This window comes from Streptomyces yokosukanensis, assembly GCF_001514035.1.
GTDB classification, from domain to species: domain Bacteria; phylum Actinomycetota; class Actinomycetes; order Streptomycetales; family Streptomycetaceae; genus Streptomyces; species Streptomyces yokosukanensis.
Window position 1 is genome coordinate 198,444 of sequence record NZ_KQ948210.1, and the last position, 20,876, is coordinate 219,319.

General features: G+C 72.6%; 21 protein-coding genes and 1 pseudogene. 5 read left to right on the top strand and 17 right to left on the bottom strand.

What is annotated here, in order from left to right; genetic code table 11:
- Positions 1 to 9: 9 nt before the first annotated feature.
- From AQI95_RS50120 to AQI95_RS13705, 13 genes are all read right to left on the bottom strand, one after another.
- A complete protein-coding gene (locus AQI95_RS50120; protein ID WP_425264877.1) occupies positions 10 to 1,401 on the bottom strand; it encodes a glycosyltransferase family 87 protein in 1,392 nt (463 codons plus the stop codon).
- Positions 1,398 to 2,801 (bottom strand): polyprenol phosphomannose-dependent alpha 1,6 mannosyltransferase MptB, encoded by a 1,404-nt coding sequence (gene mptB, locus AQI95_RS13655; RefSeq protein ID WP_067122057.1) that lies wholly within the window; start codon positions 2,799 to 2,801, stop codon positions 1,398 to 1,400. The genes AQI95_RS50120 and mptB overlap by 4 nt, the downstream gene beginning before the upstream one ends.
- Positions 2,802 to 3,081: 280 nt before the next feature.
- The gene (locus tag AQI95_RS13660; RefSeq protein WP_067123068.1) at positions 3,082 to 4,011 is read right to left on the bottom strand and encodes a glutaminase; all 930 of its coding nucleotides are present in this window, start codon (positions 4,009 to 4,011) and stop codon (positions 3,082 to 3,084) included.
- 59 nt (positions 4,012 to 4,070) lie between these two features.
- On the bottom strand, positions 4,071 to 5,483 hold the full coding sequence (gene aspA / locus AQI95_RS13665; protein ID WP_067122060.1) for an aspartate ammonia-lyase: 1,413 nt from the start codon (positions 5,481 to 5,483) through the stop codon (positions 4,071 to 4,073).
- A gap of 109 nt (positions 5,484 to 5,592) precedes the next feature.
- On the bottom strand, positions 5,593 to 6,609 hold the full coding sequence (locus AQI95_RS13670; protein WP_067122062.1) for an asparaginase: 1,017 nt from the start codon (positions 6,607 to 6,609) through the stop codon (positions 5,593 to 5,595).
- Positions 6,610 to 6,649: 40 nt separating this feature from the next.
- On the bottom strand, positions 6,650 to 8,089 hold the full coding sequence (locus AQI95_RS13675) for an amino acid permease (RefSeq protein WP_067122065.1): 1,440 nt from the start codon (positions 8,087 to 8,089) through the stop codon (positions 6,650 to 6,652).
- Positions 8,086 to 8,763, bottom strand: coding sequence for a FadR/GntR family transcriptional regulator (locus AQI95_RS13680; protein WP_067122067.1), 678 nt, complete (start codon positions 8,761 to 8,763; stop codon positions 8,086 to 8,088). Before AQI95_RS13680 ends, AQI95_RS13675 begins: the two co-directional genes overlap by 4 nt.
- Before the next feature lie 173 nt (positions 8,764 to 8,936).
- Positions 8,937 to 9,773: an undecaprenyl-diphosphate phosphatase gene (locus tag AQI95_RS13685; RefSeq protein ID WP_067122070.1), complete on the bottom strand. Its 837-nt coding sequence runs from the start codon at positions 9,771 to 9,773 to the stop codon at positions 8,937 to 8,939.
- Positions 9,774 to 9,847: 74 nt separating this feature from the next.
- The gene (gene crcB, locus AQI95_RS13690) at positions 9,848 to 10,222 is read right to left on the bottom strand and encodes a fluoride efflux transporter CrcB (protein WP_067122073.1); all 375 of its coding nucleotides are present in this window, start codon (positions 10,220 to 10,222) and stop codon (positions 9,848 to 9,850) included.
- Positions 10,219 to 10,383, bottom strand: coding sequence for a hypothetical protein (locus AQI95_RS47310; protein WP_159056515.1), 165 nt, complete (start codon positions 10,381 to 10,383; stop codon positions 10,219 to 10,221). The genes crcB and AQI95_RS47310 overlap by 4 nt, the downstream gene beginning before the upstream one ends.
- On the bottom strand, positions 10,380 to 10,841 hold the full coding sequence (locus AQI95_RS13695; RefSeq protein ID WP_067122076.1) for a fluoride efflux transporter FluC: 462 nt from the start codon (positions 10,839 to 10,841) through the stop codon (positions 10,380 to 10,382). Before AQI95_RS13695 ends, AQI95_RS47310 begins: the two co-directional genes overlap by 4 nt.
- Before the next feature lie 88 nt (positions 10,842 to 10,929).
- Positions 10,930 to 11,901 (bottom strand): SMP-30/gluconolactonase/LRE family protein, encoded by a 972-nt coding sequence (locus AQI95_RS13700; RefSeq protein ID WP_067122079.1) that lies wholly within the window; start codon positions 11,899 to 11,901, stop codon positions 10,930 to 10,932.
- A 115-nt stretch (positions 11,902 to 12,016) separates the two neighbouring features.
- The gene (locus AQI95_RS13705; RefSeq protein WP_067122082.1) at positions 12,017 to 12,304 is read right to left on the bottom strand and encodes a helix-turn-helix domain-containing protein; all 288 of its coding nucleotides are present in this window, start codon (positions 12,302 to 12,304) and stop codon (positions 12,017 to 12,019) included.
- Between the two features lie 353 nt (positions 12,305 to 12,657).
- Here AQI95_RS13705 and AQI95_RS13710 point away from each other — a divergent pair, with 353 nt between their 5' ends.
- Both AQI95_RS13710 and AQI95_RS13715 read left to right on the top strand, forming a co-directional pair.
- Positions 12,658 to 13,008: a VOC family protein gene (locus AQI95_RS13710; RefSeq protein ID WP_067122084.1), complete on the top strand. Its 351-nt coding sequence runs from the start codon at positions 12,658 to 12,660 to the stop codon at positions 13,006 to 13,008.
- An 89-nt stretch (positions 13,009 to 13,097) separates the two neighbouring features.
- Positions 13,098 to 13,496, top strand: a complete 399-nt coding sequence (locus AQI95_RS13715; protein WP_067122088.1) for a MarR family winged helix-turn-helix transcriptional regulator — start codon at positions 13,098 to 13,100, stop codon at positions 13,494 to 13,496.
- 17 nt (positions 13,497 to 13,513) lie between these two features.
- Here AQI95_RS13715 and pqqB read toward each other — a convergent pair whose 3' ends face one another.
- From pqqB to AQI95_RS13730, 3 genes are all read right to left on the bottom strand, one after another.
- On the bottom strand, positions 13,514 to 14,404 hold the full coding sequence (gene pqqB / locus AQI95_RS13720) for a pyrroloquinoline quinone biosynthesis protein PqqB (RefSeq protein ID WP_067123071.1): 891 nt from the start codon (positions 14,402 to 14,404) through the stop codon (positions 13,514 to 13,516).
- A gap of 90 nt (positions 14,405 to 14,494) precedes the next feature.
- Positions 14,495 to 15,607, bottom strand: a complete 1,113-nt coding sequence (locus tag AQI95_RS13725) for a hypothetical protein (RefSeq protein WP_067122091.1) — start codon at positions 15,605 to 15,607, stop codon at positions 14,495 to 14,497.
- Between the two features lie 120 nt (positions 15,608 to 15,727).
- Entirely contained in the window at positions 15,728 to 16,126 is a 399-nt protein-coding gene (locus tag AQI95_RS13730; protein WP_067122094.1) for an SseB family protein, read from the bottom strand.
- Between the two features lie 119 nt (positions 16,127 to 16,245).
- Here AQI95_RS13730 and AQI95_RS48950 point away from each other — a divergent pair.
- Positions 16,246 to 16,880, top strand: a pseudogene (locus tag AQI95_RS48950) (helix-turn-helix transcriptional regulator); the annotation flags it as partial.
- Between the two features lie 160 nt (positions 16,881 to 17,040).
- Positions 17,041 to 18,114 (top strand): NAD(+)/NADH kinase, encoded by a 1,074-nt coding sequence (locus tag AQI95_RS13740; protein ID WP_067122100.1) that lies wholly within the window; start codon positions 17,041 to 17,043, stop codon positions 18,112 to 18,114.
- Positions 18,115 to 18,208: 94 nt separating this feature from the next.
- Here the strand turns inward: AQI95_RS13740 and msrA are convergent, their stop codons facing one another.
- Entirely contained in the window at positions 18,209 to 18,730 is a 522-nt protein-coding gene (gene msrA / locus AQI95_RS13745; RefSeq protein WP_067122103.1) for a peptide-methionine (S)-S-oxide reductase MsrA, read from the bottom strand.
- A gap of 367 nt (positions 18,731 to 19,097) precedes the next feature.
- Here msrA and AQI95_RS13750 point away from each other — a divergent pair, with 367 nt between their 5' ends.
- Positions 19,098 to 20,801, top strand: coding sequence for a carbohydrate binding domain-containing protein (locus AQI95_RS13750; protein ID WP_067122106.1), 1,704 nt, complete (start codon positions 19,098 to 19,100; stop codon positions 20,799 to 20,801).
- Positions 20,802 to 20,876 lie beyond the last annotated feature (75 nt).

The following is a 20,876-nucleotide window of genomic DNA, read 5'->3' on the forward strand; positions in this document are numbered from 1 at the left end:
GATGAACCCTCAGGAGGCGGGGTCCACCGTGTACGACGAGGCGCGTGGGCTGCTCGACTGGGGCTTCGGCGCGGCCGGCCGGGTGGACCCGGTGGGTTCGCTGGACGGGCTGCGCGCCAAGCCGCGGCCGCGGCAGACGTCGCCGGCCGCGCCGGTGGTCGCTGCCGCGTCGAAGTCGGCCGACGGCACGGACTGGTCGCTCCCCGCCGTCGCCGCGGGACTCTCCGGGCTCGGCGCGGCGGCCGTCGTACTCAGACTGCGGGCCAGGGGCAGCCGGACCAGGCGCGACTGACCCGTCGGCAGGCCGATCAGCAGACCCAGCGTGATCCATGTGTAGGTGTTGCTGCCGAGGAAGCCGCCGATGCCCGAGGCGTCGTCGAACCACAGCCAGACCACGCTCGTGCACAGCACCGCGTACAGAGCACCCGCGATCCGCGGGTGCCCGGCGCGCAGCAGCACCGCGAAGGACGGCAGCAGCCACACCAGGTGGTGCACCCAGGTGATGGGGCTGACCAGGCAGGCCGCGGCCCCGGTGAGCGCGAAGGCCGCCGTCCAGTCGCCGGCCTTCACGGCCCCTCGGGCCCGCCACGCCCAGACGCACAGGGTCAGCAGGACCGCCGTCGCCCACAGCGGGCGGCCGGTCTCGCCGAGCCGGGCCAGGACGCCCTGGAGCGACTGGTTCGACACATAGTCGAGCCGGCCCACCCGGCCGGTCTCCCAGAGCGCCTCGGTCCAGTAGAAGTGCGAGGCCCGGGGGTCCGCCCAGGCGGCCAGGGCGGTCGCCGCGGCGGCGACGGCCGTAGCGAACCCGGCCGCCCGGCGGCGTCCGGCGATCAGCAGCAGGCCGATGAACAGGGCGGGAGTGAGCTTCACCGCGGCGGCGAGCCCGATCCCGGCGCCTGCCCAGCGCCCCCGGCCGGTCGCCAGCAGCCAGCAGTCGCCGAGGACGAGGGCGAGCAGGACGAGGTTCACCTGGCCGAAGCTGAAGGTGTCCCGCAGCGGCTCGAACAGCGCGAGCAGGCACAGGCACAGCGCCCAGCGGAACCAGCCGTGCCGCCGCCAGCCGGGCCCGGCCAGGATCCGCAGGACTGCGGCCAGTGCGGCCAGGTTGACCAGCAGGGACACCACGATCGCCGAGGTCCGGTCCAGCAGGGCCAGCGGCAGCATGGTGAGCGCCGCGAACGGCGGGTAGGTGAAGCCGTACGAGGTGCCCGGCACGTGGTAGTCGTAGATCCGGCCGCCGTGGTGCACCCACATGTGCACGGTGCCGTAGTAGACGCGCAGGTCGAAGAAGTCGCGCAGCAGCGGCACGGTCGCGGTGAAGACCGTCACGACCGCGACGAGGGCGAGGACGAGCAGCACCCGGCCGCGGTCCGTACGGGGTCGCAGCGGCCCGCTCACGCCGTGCGTCCCGGCGCCGGGGCCTGGGCCGCCTGATGGGCCTGCCACAGGACGACCACGCCGAGCACCCCGCCGGAGACGGCGAGCACCAGCTGTCCGAGGTCGGCCGGTCCGCCGCTCGGCAGGACGGCGAGTGCGAGGACGCCCGCCAGGGCCGCGACCCGGTGCCGTACCGAGGTGTTCGGCGCGGCGGCGGCGATCAGGAACAGCCCCCACAGCACGTACCAGGGGCGGATCGCCGGACCGAACACGGCGACCGTCAGCAGGCTGAGCCCGAGGGCGTACACCGGTCTGAGGCGCAGCCGGAGCCATATCAACGCCACGGCGACGGCGGTGGCCGCGAGGCCGAGCAGATGCCAGGCGGGCACGGCCAGCGGGGCCAGGCTGCTGCCGAGGTGCTCCAGCAGGGCGCCGGTGGCGCGCCCGAGCAGGCTGGTCAGGGCCCAGTTGTGCGGGGAGACCGGGGTGGTCAGGGCGCCGATCCAGCCATAGCCGGTGCCGGCGACGGCGGTGGCGGCGACCGTGGTCACGGCGGAGGCCGCCGCCGCGGTCAGGACGGCCGGCAGCGGGCGGCGGCCGGAGCGGACCTGGAGGGCCACCACCGCCAGCAGGCCGAGCGCGGCCGGTGCCTTGACCAGGGCGGCCAGGGTGACGAGCAGCGCTCCCACGATGCCGCCGACCGGCCGGGGCCCGCGTGCGGCGACCAGGCCGAGTCCCAGCAGCCCGAGCATCAGGGCGTCGTTGTGGGCGCCCGCGACCAGGTGCAGCAGGACGAGCGGGTTGAGGGCGCCGAGCCAGAGGGCGGCGGCCGGGTCGGCGCCGCTGTGCCGGGCGAGCCGGGGCAGTGCCAGCGCCATCAGGGCCACGCCGAGCAGGGCGACCAGGCGCATGCCGAGCAGCCCGGCGGGCAGTTCGCCGCGGGTCAGGCCGGAGAGCGCGGAGGCCAGGCCGAGGAAGGCGGGGCCGTAGGGCGCGCCGGTGTGCTGCCACATCGGGGCGACCTCGTCGGCGAGCGGACCACCGAGCTGGGCCGGGCCGTGGGCGTAGACGTCCATGTGGGCGTCGACCATGGCGCCCTGTGCGAGGTAGCTGTAGACGTCCCGGCTGAACAGCGGCGGCGCCAGCAGCAGCGGCGCCGTCCACACGGCGAGCACCAGCAGCAGGGCCCGCGGGGTGGGCGGTTGGGGTCCGCGCACCAGGCGGCCGAGGAGCACCCAGGCCGCTATCAACAGGACGACACCGAAATACACCCCGACCAGACCGAGCGCCACCTGCACCGAGGCAGGCGCCAGGAGGTCCTGCACGGGCAGGGCACCGGCCGTCTCACCGCCCAGAGCGAGAAAGGCGGTGCCGGCCAGCCCGAGCACCTGGCAGCGGCGGAGATCGACGGGGAATGCCATGGCCAACACTGGGTCAGCGTGTCAACGCCGGGTGGCCGGAAGGCGACGCTCCACTCACCTGCGGGCGGCCCGCACGTGACCGGAGTGTGAGAAACGATGACTTCCGGGCGTCCCGGAGGCAGCTTCGGCACCATCATCAGGCGATATCAACGGCTGTATCAGTCTGACAAGCCATATCGAGTGTTCTGCGCCGATTGCCGCCCCGCGACCAGCACATGGCCGCGTCCCTGAAGGCCTCGGGCGTCACCGTACGGTGGCCTCGCGCCGGTGGAGGGCTCGCTCAGAACACCGACAGGCCGGTGAGCGTCGTGAACCGGTCGAGGGCGGCGACGCCCGCCACCGAGTTGCCGCGCTCGTCCAGGCCCGGACTCCACACGCACAGCGTGCACCGGCCCGGTACGACGGCGATGATCCCGCCGCCGACCCCGCTCTTGCCGGGCAGTCCCACGCGATAGGCGAAGTCCCCGGCCGCGTCGTACGTCCCGCAGGTCAGCATCACCGCGTTGACCTGCTTGGCCTGGCTGCGGGTGAGCAGCCGGCCGCCGTCGGCGCGGATGCCGTGCCGGGCGAGGAAGCCGGTGGCAAGGGCCAGGTCGGCGCAGGACGCGGAGACGGAGCACTGCCGGAAGTACTGGTCGAGCAGGGTCGGCACGTCGTTGTCGATGTTGCCGTAGGACGCCATGAAATGGGCGAGGGCGGCGTTGCGGTCGCCGTGGGCGGTCTCGGAGGCGGCGACCTCCAGGTCGAAGTCCAGGCCGGTGTTGCCGCTCTCGGCGCGCAGGAAGTCCAGCAGCTCGCCGGCCGCGTCTCCGGTACGGGTCTGGAGGCGGTCGGTGACGACGAGGGCGCCCGCGTTGATGAAAGGATTCCGCGGGATGCCGTTCTCGTACTCCAGCTGGACGAGGGAGTTGAAGGGGTTGCCGGAGGGCTCGCGGCCCACGTGCTCCCAGAGTTCGTCGCCCTCGCGGGCCAGGTCCAGGGCGAGTGTGAAGACCTTGGTGATGGACTGCGTGGAGAACGGCTGCCGCCACTCCCCCACCCCGTACACGGTGCCGTCCAGCTCGGCGACGGCCATGCCGAAGCTGCGCGGGTCGCAGGCGGCGAGGGCGGGGATGTAGTCGGCGGCCCGGCCGCGGCCGGGGGTGCGCTCGACCTCCTCGGCTATGCGTTCCAGGACCGGCAGAAAGGTGAGGGACGACGTCGTTGTCATGATCACTATTGTGCCTTCCGTCCGGTCCGTTGACGTAATCGGACTAGCGTTGCCGCAGGTCAGGCGGTTGGCGCCCCGCTGCCCGCGACGACCTCGGGGCGCAGCAGTTCGGCGAGCCGCTCGGCGGGGAGCAGGCCCTTCTCCAGCACCAGTTCGGCCACGCCGCGGCCCGTGACGAGAGCCTCCTTGGCGATGTCGGTCGCGGCCGTGTAGCCGATGTGCGGGTTGAGCGCGGTGACCAGGCCGATCGAGTTCTCCACGGTGGCCCGCAGCCGCTCGGTGTTGGCGGTGATGCCGTCGACACAGCGCTCGGCCAGCGTCAGGCAGGCGCGCTGCAGATGTGTGACGGACTCCGACAGGGAGTGCAGGATGATCGGCTCGAAGGCGTTGAGCTGGAGCTGTCCGGCCTCGGCGGCCATGGTGATGGCGACGTCGTTGCCGATCACCTCGAAGGCGACCTGGTTGACGACCTCGGGGATCACCGGGTTGACCTTGCCCGGCATGATCGACGAACCGGCCTGCACCGGCGGCAGGTTGATCTCGCCGAGGCCCGCGCGCGGACCGGAGGACAGCAGCCTGAGGTCGTTGCAGCTCTTGGAGAGCTTGACCGCGATCCGCTTGAGCACACCCGACATCTGGACGAAGGCACCGCAGTCCTGGGTGGCCTCGACCAGGTTGGCGGCGGTGACCAGCGGCAGCCCGGTGATCTCGGACAGATGCCGGCGGGCGGCCTCGGCGTATCCCGCCGGGGCGTTGAGGCCCGTGCCGATCGCCGTGGCGCCCAGGTTGATCTCGTGGATCAGCTCGACGGCCTCGGCGAGCCGGCTGCGGTCCTCCTCGATCATGACGGCGAACGCCGAGAACTCCTGACCGAGCGTCATCGGCACGGCGTCCTGCAACTGTGTACGGCCCATCTTGAGCACGTCGCGGAACTCGACGGCCTTGCGCGCGAAGGCGTCCTGCAGGACGGCCATCGCCTTGAGCAGTCCGCGTACCGCGAAGACCGTCGCGATCTTGACGGCGGTCGGGTAGACGTCGTTGGTCGACTGGCCCAGATTGACGTCCTCGTTGGGGTGCAGCCGGGCGTACCGGCCCTTCTCGTGGCCGAGGAGCTCCAGCGCCCGGTTGGCCACGACCTCGTTGGCGTTCATGTTGGTGGAGGTGCCGGCGCCGCCCTGGATGACGTCGACGACGAACTGGTCGTGCAGCTGACCGGACCGGATCTCCCGGCAGGCGGCGACGATCGCGCGCGCCTTCTCGGGTGCGAGCAGCCCCAGCTCCTCGTTGGCGAGGGCGGCGGCCTCCTTGACGGCGGCCAGGGCGTCGATCAGATGCGGGTACGCGGAGATCGGCGTACCGGTGATGGGGAAGTTCTCCGTGGCGCGCAGGGTGTGCACACCCCAGTACGCGTCGGCGGGTATGTCCCGGTCGCCGAGCAGATCGTGTTCGCTGCGAGTGGTGGCGGCGGTCATGAGGGCAGGGTCCTCTTTCTGAGGTACGGAGATGTCAACAGGGGCGCGGGGAACCGCGCGACCAGCCATGACGGACCCGCGGATCCGAGACGGCCGATCCGGCGGAGCACTACGCGCAGGTGGTGAACGGAACCGGATCCAGCGCACGCACGGCCCGCACGCACCCCACCGGCTCCCCGCCCCCGAGCAGCGGTTCGCCCGCGAACTCGGTCAGCAGCCGGGGATCCACGCCCGCGCGGGCGAGCGCGGCCGCCGCGACCGGTATCCGCGCCCGATTCGCCCCGTCGGCGATCTTCACCGCGATGGCCCGGCCATCAGGCAGGGCAGCGACCTGAACGCCCTCGAACCCGTCCTTCGCCAGCAGCCCCGGCACCGCCCGCATCAGCGCGGCGACATCCCGTCCCGTGCCGGAGGCCATGTCGGCGTGCTCGCGCATCGCGTCGGCCACCTGGGCCTCGGGCGTGCCGGGGGCGGCCGTGGTGATGCGGGACAGGGCGCGGGCGAGGCCGTGCAGGGAGATGGAGAACAGCGGCGCGCCGCAGCCGTCGACGGTGACCCGGGCGACCCGCTGGCCGGTCAGGTCCTCGACGATCTCCTGGATCGCCTGCTGGAGCGGGTGTTCGGGGTCGAGATAGTCCGGGAGGGACCAGCCGTTGAGCTTCGCCGTCCACAGCATGGCCGCGTGCTTGCCGGAGCAGTTCTGGGCGAGCCGGGAGGGCGTGCGGCCCTCGCGCACCCAGGTGTCCCGGACGGCCGGGTCGAACGGCATGTCGGGGACGTTGCGCAGATGGTCCTCGGTGAGCCCGGCGAGTTCGAGGATGCGCCGGGTGCCGTCGAGGTGGCGTTCCTCGCCGGAGTGGCTCGCCGCGGCCAGCGACAGCAGTGCGCCGTCGAGCGGCAGCCCGGCCCGCAGCATGGCCACGGCCTGGAGGGGCTTGACGGCCGAGCGCGGGTAGAACGCGGCCTCGATGTCGCCGAGCTGGAACTCCACCCGGCCGTCGGCGCCGAGGACGACGACGGTGCCGTAGTGGATGCCCTCGACGACCCCGCCGCGGACGAGGTGGGCGACGGGGGCGTGGAGGGGTTCGCGGACGACGGGTGCGTCGGCGGGGGAACTGCTGTACATCACTGCCTGAATCGTGAGTCGGGGTCGGCCGGTACGCGGGTCACGCGTCTGCGCCGGTGGACATGCGGGATATGCGGCCGCGGACGGCGTACCAGCCCGCGACCAGCGCTGCGACGATCAGCGGCAGACAGAGCACGGTGGTGCGTCCGGCGCCGCCGTCGGCGTACATGAGGACCAGGACACAGGCGAGGAACGCCAGCGTCACGAGTTCGGTCCAGGGGGAGCCCGGCAGCCGGTAGGACGGCCGGGCCAGTTCGCCGAGCCGGGTCTTCCGCCAGAAGAGCAGGTGACAGACCATGATCATGCCCCAGGTCGCGAGGATGCCGATCGCGGCGAAGTTGAGGACGATCTCGAACGCGTCGGCGGGGACGACGTAGTTGAGACCCACGCCGAGGACACACATACCGCTGGTGAGGAGGATTCCGCCGTACGGGACCTGGCTGCGGCTCATCCGCGCGGTGAACTTCGGCGCCGAGCCGCTCATCGCCATGGAGCGCAGGATGCGGCCGGTGGAGTACAGCCCGGAGTTCAGCGAGGACATGGCGGCGGTGAGCACGACCAGGTTCATCACGCCGCCGGCCGCGGGGACGCCGATGTGGGACAGGACGGTCACGAAGGGGCTCTCACCGGCCCGGTACACGTTCCAGGGCAGCAGCATCGAGAGCAGGACGACCGAGCCGACGTAGAACAGGCCCACGCGCCACATGATCGAGTTGATCGCCTTCGGCATGATCTTCTCGGGGTTCTCGGTCTCACCGGCGGCGACGCCGACCAGCTCGACGGAGGCGTAGGCGAAGACGACGCCCTGGATGATCAGCAGCATCGGCAGCAGGCCGCCCGGGAAGAGGCCGCCGTTGTCGGTGATCAGGGACGGGCCGGGGTGGTGGCCGTCGACCGGGTGCTGGGTGACCAGCAGGAAGATGCCGATGCACATGAAGACCACGAGCGCGCCGACCTTGACGATCGCGAACCAGAACTCCAGTTCGCCGAAGATCTTGACCGAGATCAGGTTCACCGTCAGGACGACGGCCAGCGCCATCAGGGCGATCAGCCACTGGGGCAGGTCCGAGAACATACCCCAGTAGTGGGTGTAGGTCGCGACCGCCGTGATGTCGGCGATGCCGGTGGTGGCCCAGTTCAGGAAGTACATCCAGCCCGCGGTGTACGCGCCCTTCTCGCCCAGGAACTCCCGGGCGTACGACACGAAGGCGCCGGAGGACGGGCGGTACAGGACGAGTTCGCCGAGGGCGCGCACGACCAGGAAGGCGAAGACGCCGCAGACGGCGTACGCGATGAACAGGGAGGGCCCGGCGTCGGCGAGCCGGCCGCCCGCGCCGAGGAAGAGGCCGGTGCCGATGGCACCGCCGATGGCGATCATGTTGACGTGCCGGTGCTTCAGGCCTTTGCTGTAGCCGGCGTCTCCGGCGTCGACATGGCCGGACGAGGGGCGCGTCTCGCCTTTGAGGTGCTGTTCGCTCACGCCTCGGGTCCGCCTTCCGCGGGGAGGTCCGTCCGCTGGGGACGCACGATGTGGGTCAGGGTCGTCTCGACGCGGTCCAGGTGGTGGTTCATCGCCTCCACCGCGTCGTGTTCGCAGCCGTCGACCAGCGCCTCGACGATCGCCCGGTGCTCGCGGTTGGACTGCTCGCGGCGACCGCCCAGCTCGTTGAGGAAGGCCGACTGACGCGCCAGTGCGTCGCGGATCTCCTCGATGACCCGGCGGAAGACCGGGTTCTGGGCGGCCTCGGCGATCGCGAGGTGGAAGAGGGTGTCCATCGCGACCCAGGCGGTGGTGTCCGTCTCCTGCTCCATGCGGTCGAGCAGGTGGGCCAGATGATCCAGGTTCTCCGGGGTGCGGCGCAGAGCCGCGTAACCGGCGACGGGGATCTCGATGTGCCGGCGCACCTCCAGCAGGTCGCTGGCCGCGTAGTCGCCGAAGGTGGGGTCCTCCACCGTGCCGGCGACGACGAAGGTGCCCTTGCCGGTCCGGGAGACCGTGAGGCCCATTGTCTGCAGCGCGCGCAGCGCCTCGCGCAGCACGGGCCGGGACACCTCGAGGGTGCGGCACAGCTCGGCCTCGGAGGGGAGCTTGTCGCCGATGGCGTACTCGCCGCGTTCGATGGCGCCGCGCAGATGGCCGAGGACCGCTTCCATGGCGCTCACGCGCCGGGGGACCGAGCCACCTGTCTGGCTGTCTGACAGGTTCACGGGAGCGATCCTGCGGGTTGCGCGCCGGGACTGTCAAGGCGTCCCGTAGGAAAATATGCACGGGGTGCGGCGCCTGAATGCAGGCATCCGCACCCCGTGGGTGATCGGCGGGAATCGGGTCAGGCGTTGAGCACGCCCGTCGTGAGCAGACCGAGCAGGCCCACGCCGATGACGATGCGGTAGATCACGAAGGCGTTGAAGGAGTGCTTGGCGACGAACTTCAGCAGCCAGGCGATGGAGGCGTAGGCGACCACGAACGAGATGACGGTGCCGACGGCCAGCGGCGCCGCGCCCACGCCCGCACCGAGGGCGTCCTTCAGCTCGTACAGGCCCGCGCCGGTCAGCGCCGGGATGCCGAGGAAGAACGACAGGCGGGTGGCGGCGAGGCGGTCCAGGTCCCGGATGAGCGCGGTGGACATGGTGGCGCCGGAGCGGGAGAAGCCGGGGAAGAGCAGCGCGAGGATCTGCGAGCAGCCGACCCACATCGCGTCCTTGAAGGAGGTGTCGTCCTCACCGCGCTTGTGCCGGCCCATCTGGTCGGCGGCCCACATCACGCCCGAGCCGGCGATCAGGGAACCGGCGACCACCCACAGCGAGGCCAGCGCACCGTCGATCAGCGGCTTCGCGGCAAGACCGACCACGACGATCGGAACCGTGGCGGCGATCACCCACCAGGCGAACTTGTAGTCGTGGTGGTAGCGCTCCTCACGGTTGGTCAGACCGCGGAACCAGGCGGAGACGATCCGCTTGATGTCCTTGAAGAAGTACACGAGCACGGCGGCGATGGCGCCGACCTGGATGACGGCGGAGAACCCGACGACGGACTTGTCGTCGACGGGGATGTTCATGAGCCCCTCGGCGATCTTCAGGTGACCCGTGGAGGACACCGGGAGGAACTCGGTCACCCCCTCGACTACCCCGAGGACGACGGCTTGACCGACGGAGATGGCGCTCATGGGATCCAGTTCTGAGGAGAGTTGGTCGACAGTGCTGTAGACAGTACTTGCTGTGCCCTGCCGCATGGCAAGCGCTAGGCCCACAGGGCTCCGGCGAGCCAGACACCGGCGAAGGCCGCGGCGAGCCCCGCCACCACGCTCGCTGCGGCGTTGACGGCAGCGTAGAGCCCGGAGCCGGCCTCGGTCAGCCTCAGCGTCTCGTAGGAGAACGTGGAGTACGTCGTCAGCGCCCCGCACAGCCCCGTGCCCAGCAGGAGCTGCAGGTGGGGCCCGGCGGCCCCGGCGGAGGCCGCGCCGGTGAGCAGTCCGAGGACCAGGCAGCCGGTGACGTTCACCGCGAGGGTGCCCCAGGGGAACGTGGAGTCGTGGCGGGCCTGCACGGCGCGGTCGGTGAGGTAGCGCAGCGGCGCGCCGACCACGGCGCCCGCGATGACCAGCAGCCAGTTCACAACGACTTCTTACCCTTCGGGTCCATGTCTCCCGTGCCGCACGCGCCTCCCGCGTACCGCGCGACCTCGCACGCCTGTGGCGTCACCGGTCCCCGGCGCCAGGTGTCCTCCTCGCCGGCGCGGACGGTCGGCCCGAGGACCCGGCGGGCGAGCGCGCTCATCGGTGGCTCCTGACCAGCACCAGGCGGGCGGCGGCGGAGGCGAGCCACACCGCGCCGAGGGCCGCGCACAGCGTCGCGGCGAGATAGGCCGGGCCGAGTGCGGGGCGGCCCGCGTCGACCAGCCTGCGGATGTCGACGGCGTAGGTGGAGAAGGTGGTGAAGCCGCCGAGCACGCCGGTGCCGAAGAAGGGGCGGACGAGGCGGTGCGCGGTCCACACCTCGGTGATCAGCACCATGAACACGCCGATCACGGCGCATCCGGCGACGTTGGTCCAGAACGTCGCCCAGGGGAAGGTGCCGGGCGGCGTGGGCCACGCGAGCGTCAGGGCGTAGCGGCCGCACGCGCCGAGGGCGCCGCCGAGGGCGACCACCGCGACCACGGGCGCCTGGCCACGCCACTGGGACCGCCGGCGTGGGGCGGGGCGGGCACGGAGGCTCTCGGCTTCCGGGGCTGTCATGGTGATACGGCTCCTGTTCGGCCCGCCCGACGGGTTGCACGGCCTGCCCCGACGGGTGATCACGGCCGGGCCCCAGCGTACCGCCCGGTCAGGGGGCCTCGGGCCGGGCGCAGACCGCGACGCCGGGCTCCCGGAGGCTGCCGAGGACGAGGTGGTCCCCCGTCGCGCAGACGCTGGTGACCATGCGGAAGCCCGAGCGGCGGCGGACCAGGTGCCGTACGGTCCGGCCGGCGTCGTCGAGAGCCATCACCCCGATCGTGCCGCTCGGGCGGTAGGGCGCGCGCACGGCGGCCCGGGCGGCGGCGCCGCGCACGGCGGGCGGGGCGCGGTGCAGGAGGTCCAGCGGCGGGACCCGCGGGCTCGCGAGCGCGACCCAGAGCGGGCCGGTGGGGCCCTCGCGCCAGAGGTTGTCCGGCATGCCGGGAAGCGTGGCGAAGAGGTCGGCGCGGCCGGCACGCGGGCCGGTGAGGTGGTAGCGGGTGAGGCGGCAGGCGCCGGTCTCGGCGATCACCAGGAACGAGCCGTCGGCGCCGACCGCCAGGCCGTTGGCGAACTGCAGCCCGTCCAGCAGGACTTCGGGCTCACCGCCCTCGGGTCGAAGGCGCAGCAGCCGTCCGGTGCCGGTGTGCTCGACGATGTCGCCGATCCACTGCTCCAGCGGACGGCGGCGGCTGGAGGCCGTGACGTACACGGTGCCGTCCGGCAGGGCGACGACGTTGCTGCAGAAGCGGAGCCGCTCCCCCGCCACCGCGTCCGCGAGGACCCGGACCGCGCCGTGGCCGGAGCCGTGGCCGGGGTCGACGCGCAGCAGGCCGCGTTCCGAGTCGCAGACCAACAGGCCGCCGTCCGGCAGCGGTTCGAGTCCGAGGGGGCGGCCGCCGGTCTCGGCCAGCACCTCCACGCGGGCCGTCCGCGGGTCGCCGAGGTGCTGCAGGCGCAGGATGCGGCCGTCCTCCACGCCGGTCAGCACGCGCCCCTGCGCGTCGGCCACCACGTCCTCGGGGCCGCGGGCGCCGAGGGAGACGTAGTGGAGCGGGACGAGTGCCACGGGTCGGTCCATGTGCGGTGCCCTTCGCCGTCGGTCGGCCGCTCCCGCCGCCGGGGGTGCGCCGAGCCCGACCCACCCCTGCCTCCATCCTGCCCCGCACGGTCCGACGTCTCACCGGCGCCGTGCGTCACCACCCCTTCTCGAACACCCGGGCCACCTCGGCGATGCGGATCTCGTCGCGGCGGTAGTAGGTGCGGCAGTAGAGGCGGCGGGTGCTGAGCACACCGAGCCGGGTGAGGAAGTCCAGATGGGCGCGGGCGGTCCGGGGGCGCACGCCCAGCTTGGCGGCCACGGCGCGCGCGGTGACTCCGGTCGCGGCGAGGTCGCGGCGACCGGGCGCCGGGAAGTGGGCCGCGGGCTCCTTGAGCCATTCCAGAATCGTCTGCCGCATCCGGCCCGAGGGGGTTCCCATCATCCGTCCGCCTCCGTCCCCGGCCTCCTTGTACGCAGTGTTCCCACTGTGGACCGGGCGACGCCGCCGCGTCCGGCACTCCGCGGCCGTTGTCCGGTACCGAACGGCCGTGCGACCGAGGGGCGTGCATATGACCCCGGAAAATCGGCGCGGGCCCGGCCGTCCCTTGCGTCCGGGCCCGTCACCGACGGTTCGGCGGTGGCCGAACCACGTCATCGAGGACGACCGCACGACGAGGAGCCACCGGGGGCCCGCAACCGGTCAGGATCGAAGAAGCCGCGACGCTCTCCCCGCGCCTAGCGTGGGGTGCACCGGCGGAAGCCCGTCGGACCACGCGCCTTCAGAAGGAGAGAACCATGACCGCCGGTGTGCAGACGATCATCTACCCCGTCAAGGACAAGGACCGCGCCAAGGCCCTGTTCACCGCCCTGCTGGGCGTCGAGCCGTACGCCGACGAGCCCTACTTCACCGGCTTCAAGGCCGAGGGGCAGGACGTCGGCCTCGACCCGAACGGGCATGCGCAGGGGCTGACAGGTCCGGTGCCGTTCTGGCACGTCACCGACCTGCGGGAGCGCCTCGCCGCGCTGCTGGGAGCCGGCGCCGAAGTCGTCCAGGACGTGCGGGACGTCGGCAACGGGCGGCTGATCGCCTCCGTCAAGGACCCCGACGGCAACCTGATCGGACTTCTCCAGGACCCGGTCGCCTGAGCACCGCTCGCGCGGGCCCCGGCCCACGCGCCCACACCCACACTAGTTGCACACTCAACGACTGGCCGGATCGGTGCTACGGTGCCGGTATGGCAGTCAAGACGGCCGACGCCCGGCTCGAGGAACGGTGGCGGGACATCCTCGCCGTGCACGCGCACACGATGTGCGAGATCGACCGAGTCCTGCACCCGCACGGGCTGGGCGCCAGCGACTTCGAGGTGCTGGACATCCTGGCGACCGAGTCGCCCGCGGAGGGCGACCAGTGCCGGGTGCAGAACCTGGTCGGCCGGGTCCACCTCAGCCAGAGCGCGCTGTCCCGGCTGATCGGCCGGCTGGAGAAGGACGGTCTGGTGGAGCGCTCGGTGTGCGCCGAGGACCGGCGCGGCGTGTGGGTGGCGCTCACCTCGAAGGGGCGCGCGCTGCACGCCGACGTGCAGCCGCTGCAGCGCGCCGTACTGGAACGGATGCTCACCGGACAGGAACGCTAGGGCGCCCGGCAGGCGCCTCAGAGCACCAGCTCGGCCCCGTCGGGCAGCACCTCGACGCCCTCCTCGGCGACACGCGCGCATGCCGGTGACGCCGGGTCGAGCAGCGGGTTCGTGTTGTTGAGGTGGGTGTAGACCCGGCGTGCGCCGGGGTGGCGGGACAGCGCCGCGAGCGTGCCGTCCGGGCCCGTGACCGGCAGATGCCCCATCGCCGACTGCCCGGCGCCGGACCGCACCGCCACGCCCATCTCGTCGGCCGCGAAGAAGGTGCCGTCCAGCAGCACGCAGTCCGCCTCGGCGCACAGCTCGTCCAGCGCCGGGCTCCAGGCGCCCACGCAGGGTGCGTACACCAGCACTCCCCCGCTCGCCAGGTTCTCGATGCGGTACGCCGTCACCCACGGGCCGGCGGGCCCGGGCACCTGCGCCGGCACGTACTTCGGGATCTTCGTGCCGACCGGATGGGCCGTGACCACCAGTCCGCCGGCCAGCACGAATCCGCCGTCGGCCAGGCTGTCCGCCCACTCCCAGGGGGCGTAGCGGTCCAGGGCGGCGCGGGCCGGGCCCAGCACGGCGCGGACCGGCGGGGCCGCGTAGACCTTCAGGCCCGCCGCTCCGCGCAGTTCGGCCAGGCCGGTGACGTGGTCCGCCTCGGCGTCGGTGAGCAGGACGCCGCGCAGCGGGGTGTCCCGAGGGCCGGGGCCCGGCCACAGCGCCGGTGTGGCGGCGAGCTGGGCACGCAGATCGGGCGAGGCGTTCAGCAGCCACCAGTCGCGGCCGTTGCCGGTGACGGCGGCGCACTCCTGGGTGCGGGAGGGCAGCTTGCCGTCCCGGGCGGCCGTGCACAGCGAGCAGGCGCAGTTCCACTGCGGGAAGCCGCCCCCGGCGGCGGTGCCCAGCAGGACGACCCTCACGACCATCGGCTCCTTCGCACGCGTCCGGACCTGGCTTGGACCTGTCTTGGACCTGTCTTTCGCTGGGATCTTCCCTCGGCGGGCCGGGGACTATCCGGTGGCGGGGGGCAGTTCCGGCCGTCCTTCCCCGGGGCGGCGGTCCTGCGGGCGCTCGGGCGGGATCGGGCCGCCGGGGAAGTCGCGGGGGCCGGTCCACAGCCCGGGTACGGCGTCGCAGCGACGGCACAGTTCATAGGCGATCGCCTCGTAGTTGACCCGCCAGCCCTGGAAGTGCGCCCAGGCCTCCTTCGTCGGGCGCTCGACCTGGAACCCGGCCGACTCCAGCATGGCCACGGCCGCGTCGAACTCGGCGAAGGTGAGCCGGATCGTCGCGTCCGGCGACGGGTCGTCGTCGAAGGGGATGCGCAGCGCGCGGGCGATGTCGCGCAGGGCGGTGAAGCCCGCCCGCAGCACCAGCCGGGCCTCCGGCGGGGCGAGCCGCGGTTCCAGGGCCAGCTGCAGCGCCGCCGCGTCCATCACCGCGACGAGCCCGACCAGCCAGCTGCGGTGCGGGCGCGGGGAACGGAAGGTCAGCAGGATGGGGTACGTCGAGTGGCTCTCGCCCATGTCCGCGGCGAGCCGCTCCCAGGCGCGATACAGCGCCGGCAGCGCGGTCTCGGTGTCGACCAGCCACTGCCGGGCGAGGATCTCCGGTCCCCAGGCGGGCTCGCCGGCCCGCGCCTGGAGCAGGGTGACCTCCAGTTCGCGGCGGTTGTAGGCGGCGTACAGGGTGGGCAGATAGGCGATCTGCAGGGCGATCAGGACCGGGCCGGTGGCCGCGGCCACGAAGTCGAGCACCGACAGCCTCAACCGGGCGCCGCCGGCGAAACCGAGCGTGAACAGGCTGGAGCCCGCCTCCCGGAACGCGGTGCTCCACGACAGCGGGGAAAGCGAGTACAGCAGCAGACCGAAGCCGAACAGCGCGCCGGCGAGCCAGCTGGCGAGCATGCCGATGAGCATCAGCGGGGCGAGCCAGGTCTGGGCGCGGTCCATCGCGTCGTAGCCGCCGCGGACGGCGGTGAGCCGCAGCAGTCTGCGCAGGCTCCACCACAGGCGGAACACCAGCGCGGAGTAGAGGCCTCGGGGTACCACGAGGGTGCGAAGGATGCTGGTCAGGACCAGGACGAGGACCAGGATCCCGGCCGCGCCGGCGATGTATTCCATGGTCCTATTTTTGCGCCCGAGCAGTTCGGTGATCGGTCGCGTCGGCGAGCGCGGGTGAGCGGGGGCCGTTCGCGCCGTGCGCCGCGCCGCTTTCACCTCGCCGCGGTCACCGCGCTGCTTTCACCGCGCCAGCAGTGTGCGCACCCCCTGCGAGGTGAGCGTCAGGGCGTGGGTGGAATTGCCGTCTATGGCCAGCGAGAGGTCCTCGTCGGGCCATTGGGAGGCGAGGGCGCCGAGCGGGACGAGGCGGTAGCGGGAGACGAACGGCAGCAGCTCGGCCATCTCGCCCTCCGTGGTGAACACGGGCACGACCGCCTCGCCTCCGGGCTGGTCGAGGACGGGCAGGGCCACGGACGTGGCGTCGGCACCCTCCCCGTCGATCGCGTCGTCCGGTACGGGGACGAGCACGTCGCTGTGGGCGAGGACGTCCAGCGCGGCCTGGTCCTCGGCGTTCATGGCCAGCGCGTCCAGCGCCTGCTGGGCCGGCGTCGGCAGGTCGTCGTATGCGGGTGTCTCCATGGCAGATCCCCAGGTATCGGCGGTCGTACGGGCCTCCCGGGCGCGTCGGCTCCCGGGCGTGCTCGGACCTCGCGTACCCGGTGGACGGCGGGGCATGCGTGCGGACCTCGGGAGATCCGGTGGTGGGGCGCTCGTGGCGGCCGGGGACGGCGAAAGCGGACGGAGCCCCGCAGTCCTGGTCCTTCTCCCACCGGCACGACGACCACCAGAGCGTCTGCGCCGGCCGTGGAGTCGTGGGCGTCACCACCGACGCCGGTGCCTGGGTGGCCCCCGCCACCCGCGCCATCTGAGTGCCGGCCGGCACGGTCCACGCCCACACGGCGCACGGCGAGATCGCCCACACCGGCACGCCGGACGACGGCAGCCCCGAACGGGCCCGGCTGCGCGCGGTGTTGCCCGACCAGCTGCGGGTCTCGCCGCAGCAGCCCCTGCATCTCTGCCCACGCCCGACTCGCCGGTGCTGGGCGCGCTGTGCGACATCCTGCGCGCCGATCCGGCCGACGGCCGCACCCTGGCCGAGCCGGGCCGGGAGGTCGGGGCGAGCGACCGTACCCGCTCGCGGTCGTTCCGCCGGGACCTCGGGATGGCGTTCCCGCAGTGGCGCACCCAGTTGCGGCTGCACCACGCGCTGGTCCTGCCGGCCGAGCGGACGCCGGTGACGTCGGTGGCGCACCGGTGCGGCTGGTCCTCGGCCAGCGCGTCCATCGACGTCTTCCGCCGCACGTTCGGCCACACGCCGGGCGCCCGCCCGGCGGACGACGGCCGGCCGCCGGTCCGGCCCCCGCGCCCCGCGCAGCCGTACCCCGCCCACCCGGCGGCTGCTCGGCGCGGCGGCCCGGCGGCGTGGCGCGTGTCGCGTCGGAACCGGTCCGCGGCGAGGATGGCGAGCGGGAGCAGCCGGCTGGGAGGCGGGTATGACGGTGAACCGGATCGGCCTGGTGGTGCACGGTGGTCGCGCCGAGGCCGTGGCCGCCGCGCGTGCGGTGCGTGAGTGGTGCGCGGAGCACGACGTCGAGTGCGCCGACATCGACGTGTGGCGGGAGGGGGCGCGGCACAGCGCCCGCGAGGAGGTCGACGCGGCGGGCGACCCCGATCTCATCGTCACGCTCGGCGGCGACGGCACCTTTTTGCGCGGCGCCCGGCTGGCGGCCGAGAACGACGCCCTGCTGCTCGGCGTCGACCTCGGCCGGGTCGGCTTCCTCACCGAGGTCCCGGCCTCGGCGGTACGCGCTGCGCTGGACGCGGTGCAGGCGGAGCGGATCACCGTGGAGAGCCGGATGCTGCTCACCATGCGGGCGTCGTGCCGGCTGGAGGTGCCCGCGCAGATGGAGACGCTGCTGCAGTACGGCCGCGGGCCCATGCTGCCGCCGCCCCGGGTGCGCGCGGACTGCACGGCGGGTGACGACTGGGGCGTCGCGCTGGACGTCATCGCGCTCAACGACGTCGTCGTGGAGAAGCTCGCCAGGGACCGGCAGGTGTCGGTCGGTGTCTATCTGGCCGGCCGGCTCCTGGCCTCCTACTCGGCCGACGCACTGCTGGTGGCCACGCCCACCGGCTCCACCGCGTACAGCTTCGCCGCCGGCGGCCCGATCGTCTCGCCGCGTACGGAGGGCCTGGTCTTCACACCGGTCGCCCCGCACATGGTGTTCAACCGCTCGGTCGTCGCCGCCCCCGACGAGCCCGTCGCCCTGCGGATCCTCGAGCGGTCGGGGCAGGCCGCCGTCAGCATCGACGGCCAGTTGCGCGGGGTGCTGAGCCCCGGGGACTGGATCGGCGTGTACGCCGCACCGCGCCGGCTGAGGGCGGTCCGGCTGGGCCCGATGGACTTCTACAGCCGGCTGCGCGAGCGCATGAACCTCACCGACGCACCGGCCGCTCTCGCCGACGGGGACGCCGCTCCGCTGTGGCCGGTGACCACACCTCCGCCGAGCGACCTGGCCCACCTGGCCCTGCCGCCGGCTCCCGGCCGCGGGACCCCGCCGTCCTGAAGTCTCGGTGACCGGCACGGCGGGCGACTCGAAGACGGCCCGGATCGTGGGGACTTCAGGGCGGCGCAGGGCGTCGGTCACCCCATGGGGGGGCTCAGTTCGCGGTGGCCGGCCCGCGCCGCGGCAGCTTCCAGTTCGGCCGCGGGAAGTGACAGGTGTAGCCGTTGGGGTAGCGCTCCAGGTAGTCCTGGTGCTCGGGTTCCGCCTCCCAGAAGTCGCCCACGGGCTCCACCTCCGTGACCACCTTGCCCGGCCACAGCCCGCTCGCCTCGACGTCCGCGATCGTGTCCAGCGCGACGCGGTGCTGCTCCTCGTCGCCGTAGAAGATCGCGGACCGGTAGCTGCGGCCGATGTCGTTGCCCTGGCGGTCCCGCGTGGTCGGATCGTGGACCTGGAAGAAGAACTCCAGCATGTCGCGGTAGCTCGTGACCGCGGGGTCGAAGAGGATCTCGATGGCCTCGGCGTGGTCGCCGTGGTTCCGGTACGTCGCGTTCGGCGTGTCCCCGCCGCTGTAGCCGACGCGCGTGGAGACCACGCCCGGCTGCTTGCGGATCAGATCCTGCATGCCCCAGAAACAACCGCCCGCCAGTACGGCACGCTCGGTTCCCACTGCCATCGGTCACTCCCTGACGCTCGAGCCCGGCGCGGTCGGTCGTCGACCTGCCGGTGTCACCGATCACCCAGCCTAATACCGCCCGCGAGCGACCGGCCAACGGCCTTCGTGGGCCCCTTCCACCGGCCGACCGCCCGAGACCGGCGCCCGGCGTCAAAGGCAGCGGCGGCCCGGTCAACCTGCCCCCGGCGCTCATGAGTTCTCCCCCGCGCGACGGCGGGAGCGGGCGTCCGGAATCCACAGGAACAGAGTTGGTCTAGTCCTCTTGACGGCGTGACGTGCGGGCTGTTTGGTATGTACCAACGTCGGCCCGGCACGGCACCACCCCACCACTCCCCGCCCGAGAGGCATCCCCGGAAGGGGCACTGTCATGCACCTGGCAAGATTTGCGGCGTCCGCCTGCGCCCTCGCGCTCGCGGCCACCGGCGCCGCCGTCGCCCTGGCTCCCGCCGGCAGCGCCGCGACGAGCAGCGTCTACTCCGTGGCTCCCTATGTCGACATGTCGAACGGTCAGGAAGGCATGCTCGACACCGCCGTCACCGGCCACCACCTCAAGGCCTACACCGCGGCCTTCGTACTCGGCGAAGGCTGCAACCAGATATGGGGCGACACGCTCCCCATCGGCAACGACTCCTACACCGACCCCGAGATCGCCAAGGCGAAGTCCGAGGGCGCCTCCGTCATCATCTCCTCCGGCGGAGCGAGCGGAGAGCCGCTCGCCTGGACCTGCTCCACCCAGAGCAGCATCGACGCCGGCTACCAGGCCATCATCAACGACTACGGCGTCAACCAACTCGACTTCGACGTCGAAGGCGCCGCCGTCGCGGACACCGCGGCCACCGCCCGCCAGATGCAGGCGATGAAGGACCTCAAGGCGGCCAACCCCGGCCTGCAGTTCTCCATGACCCTGCCGGTGCTGACCAGCGGCCTGACCGGCGACGGCGTCAACATCCTCAAGGCGGCGAAGAACGCGGGCATCAAGATCGACGTGGTCAACATCATGGCCATGGACTACTACGCGGGCACCGGCACCGAGATGGGCCAGGGCGCGGTGTCCGCCGCCAGGGCCACACTCGCCCAGATGCAGTCCGTCGACTCCGGCTACACCTACGCCAACCTCGGGATCACCCCGATGATCGGCAAGAACGACGACGGGTCCGCCTTCACCCTGGCGGATGCCCAGACGGTGGAGGACTTCGCCGCGCAGAACGGCGTCGGCCGGCTGGCGTTCTGGTCGGTCAACCGGGACCAGCCCTGCAGCGGAAGCGCCAACTCCCTGCCCACCTGCAGCGAGATCAGCCAGAGCAGTCTCGCGTTCACGGACGCGTTCGTGCCCTTCGAGGGCAGCACGGGCGGCGGTGGAGGCAGCACCGGCGACTTCTCGCTGTCCCTGGCCCCCGGCTCCGCGTCGGTCGCTCAGGGCGGCTCCGCCACCGCGACCGTCTCCACGGCCGTCACCTCGGGCAGCGCGGAGTCCGTCAGCCTCTCCGCGTCCGGCGCGCCCTCCGGTGTCAGCGTCTCCTTCGGCCCCGCCTCCGTCACCTCCGGCGGCACCTCGACGCTCACGGCGACGGTCGGGGCGTCCGTCGCCGCGGGCACCTACCCGATCACCGTCACCGGCACCGCCGCGAGCGGCAGCCACAGCGCGACCTACTCGCTCACGGTCACCTCCGGCGGCGGGGGCACCGGCGGGGGCTCGCTGACCAACGCCGGCTTCGAAGGCGGCGGCCTGAGCCCCTGGACCTGCACGGGCACCAGCGCGGTGGTCGGCGACACGGTCCACTCCGGCAGCCATGCACTGCGGATCACCCCGAGCGCCGACAGCACCGGTGAGTGCGACCAGACCGTCACCCTGTCCCCCAACCACACCTACTCGCTCACGGGTTGGGTCCAGGGCCCCTATGCCTACCTCGGGGTCAGCGGCGGGGCCACCGCCAGCACGTGGTCGAACAACACGAACTGGAACCAGCTGACGGTCGACTTCACCACCGGCAGCAGCGGCACCGTCACCGTCTACGTCCACGGCTGGTACGGCCAGTCCGACGTCCACGCCGACGACTTCGCCCTCGGCTAGAGCCGCCCCCTGTGCGCGCGGCGCGCCGCCTCCCCCGGGAGCGCCGTGCCGCGCGTACCGCCGTTGCCCGCCGGT

What these genes read in the sequence shown, in the direction of transcription:
- mptB (WP_067122057.1), bottom strand. Translation starts at nt 2,801, where the DNA reads ATGGCATTCCCCGTCGATCTCCGCCGCTGCCAGGTGCTCGGGCTGGCC.
- AQI95_RS13660 (WP_067123068.1), bottom strand. Translation starts at nt 4,011, where the DNA reads ATGACAACGACGTCGTCCCTCACCTTTCTGCCGGTCCTGGAACGCATA.
- aspA (WP_067122060.1), bottom strand. Translation starts at nt 5,483, where the DNA reads ATGACCGCCGCCACCACTCGCAGCGAACACGATCTGCTCGGCGACCGG.
- AQI95_RS13670 (WP_067122062.1), bottom strand. Translation starts at nt 6,609, where the DNA reads ATGTACAGCAGTTCCCCCGCCGACGCACCCGTCGTCCGCGAACCCCTC.
- AQI95_RS13680 (WP_067122067.1), bottom strand. Translation starts at nt 8,763, where the DNA reads ATGGAAGCGGTCCTCGGCCATCTGCGCGGCGCCATCGAACGCGGCGAG.
- AQI95_RS13685 (WP_067122070.1), bottom strand. Translation starts at nt 9,773, where the DNA reads ATGAGCGCCATCTCCGTCGGTCAAGCCGTCGTCCTCGGGGTAGTCGAG.
- AQI95_RS47310 (WP_159056515.1), bottom strand. Translation starts at nt 10,383, where the DNA reads ATGAGCGCGCTCGCCCGCCGGGTCCTCGGGCCGACCGTCCGCGCCGGC.
- AQI95_RS13695 (WP_067122076.1), bottom strand. Translation starts at nt 10,841, where the DNA reads ATGACAGCCCCGGAAGCCGAGAGCCTCCGTGCCCGCCCCGCCCCACGC.
- AQI95_RS13700 (WP_067122079.1), bottom strand. Translation starts at nt 11,901, where the DNA reads ATGGACCGACCCGTGGCACTCGTCCCGCTCCACTACGTCTCCCTCGGC.
- AQI95_RS13705 (WP_067122082.1), bottom strand. Translation starts at nt 12,304, where the DNA reads ATGATGGGAACCCCCTCGGGCCGGATGCGGCAGACGATTCTGGAATGG.
- AQI95_RS13710 (WP_067122084.1), top strand. Translation starts at nt 12,658, where the DNA reads ATGACCGCCGGTGTGCAGACGATCATCTACCCCGTCAAGGACAAGGAC.
- AQI95_RS13715 (WP_067122088.1), top strand. Translation starts at nt 13,098, where the DNA reads ATGGCAGTCAAGACGGCCGACGCCCGGCTCGAGGAACGGTGGCGGGAC.
- AQI95_RS13725 (WP_067122091.1), bottom strand. Translation starts at nt 15,607, where the DNA reads ATGGAATACATCGCCGGCGCGGCCGGGATCCTGGTCCTCGTCCTGGTC.
- AQI95_RS13730 (WP_067122094.1), bottom strand. Translation starts at nt 16,126, where the DNA reads ATGGAGACACCCGCATACGACGACCTGCCGACGCCGGCCCAGCAGGCG.
- AQI95_RS13740 (WP_067122100.1), top strand. Translation starts at nt 17,041, where the DNA reads ATGACGGTGAACCGGATCGGCCTGGTGGTGCACGGTGGTCGCGCCGAG.
- msrA (WP_067122103.1), bottom strand. Translation starts at nt 18,730, where the DNA reads ATGGCAGTGGGAACCGAGCGTGCCGTACTGGCGGGCGGTTGTTTCTGG.
- AQI95_RS13750 (WP_067122106.1), top strand. Translation starts at nt 19,098, where the DNA reads ATGCACCTGGCAAGATTTGCGGCGTCCGCCTGCGCCCTCGCGCTCGCG.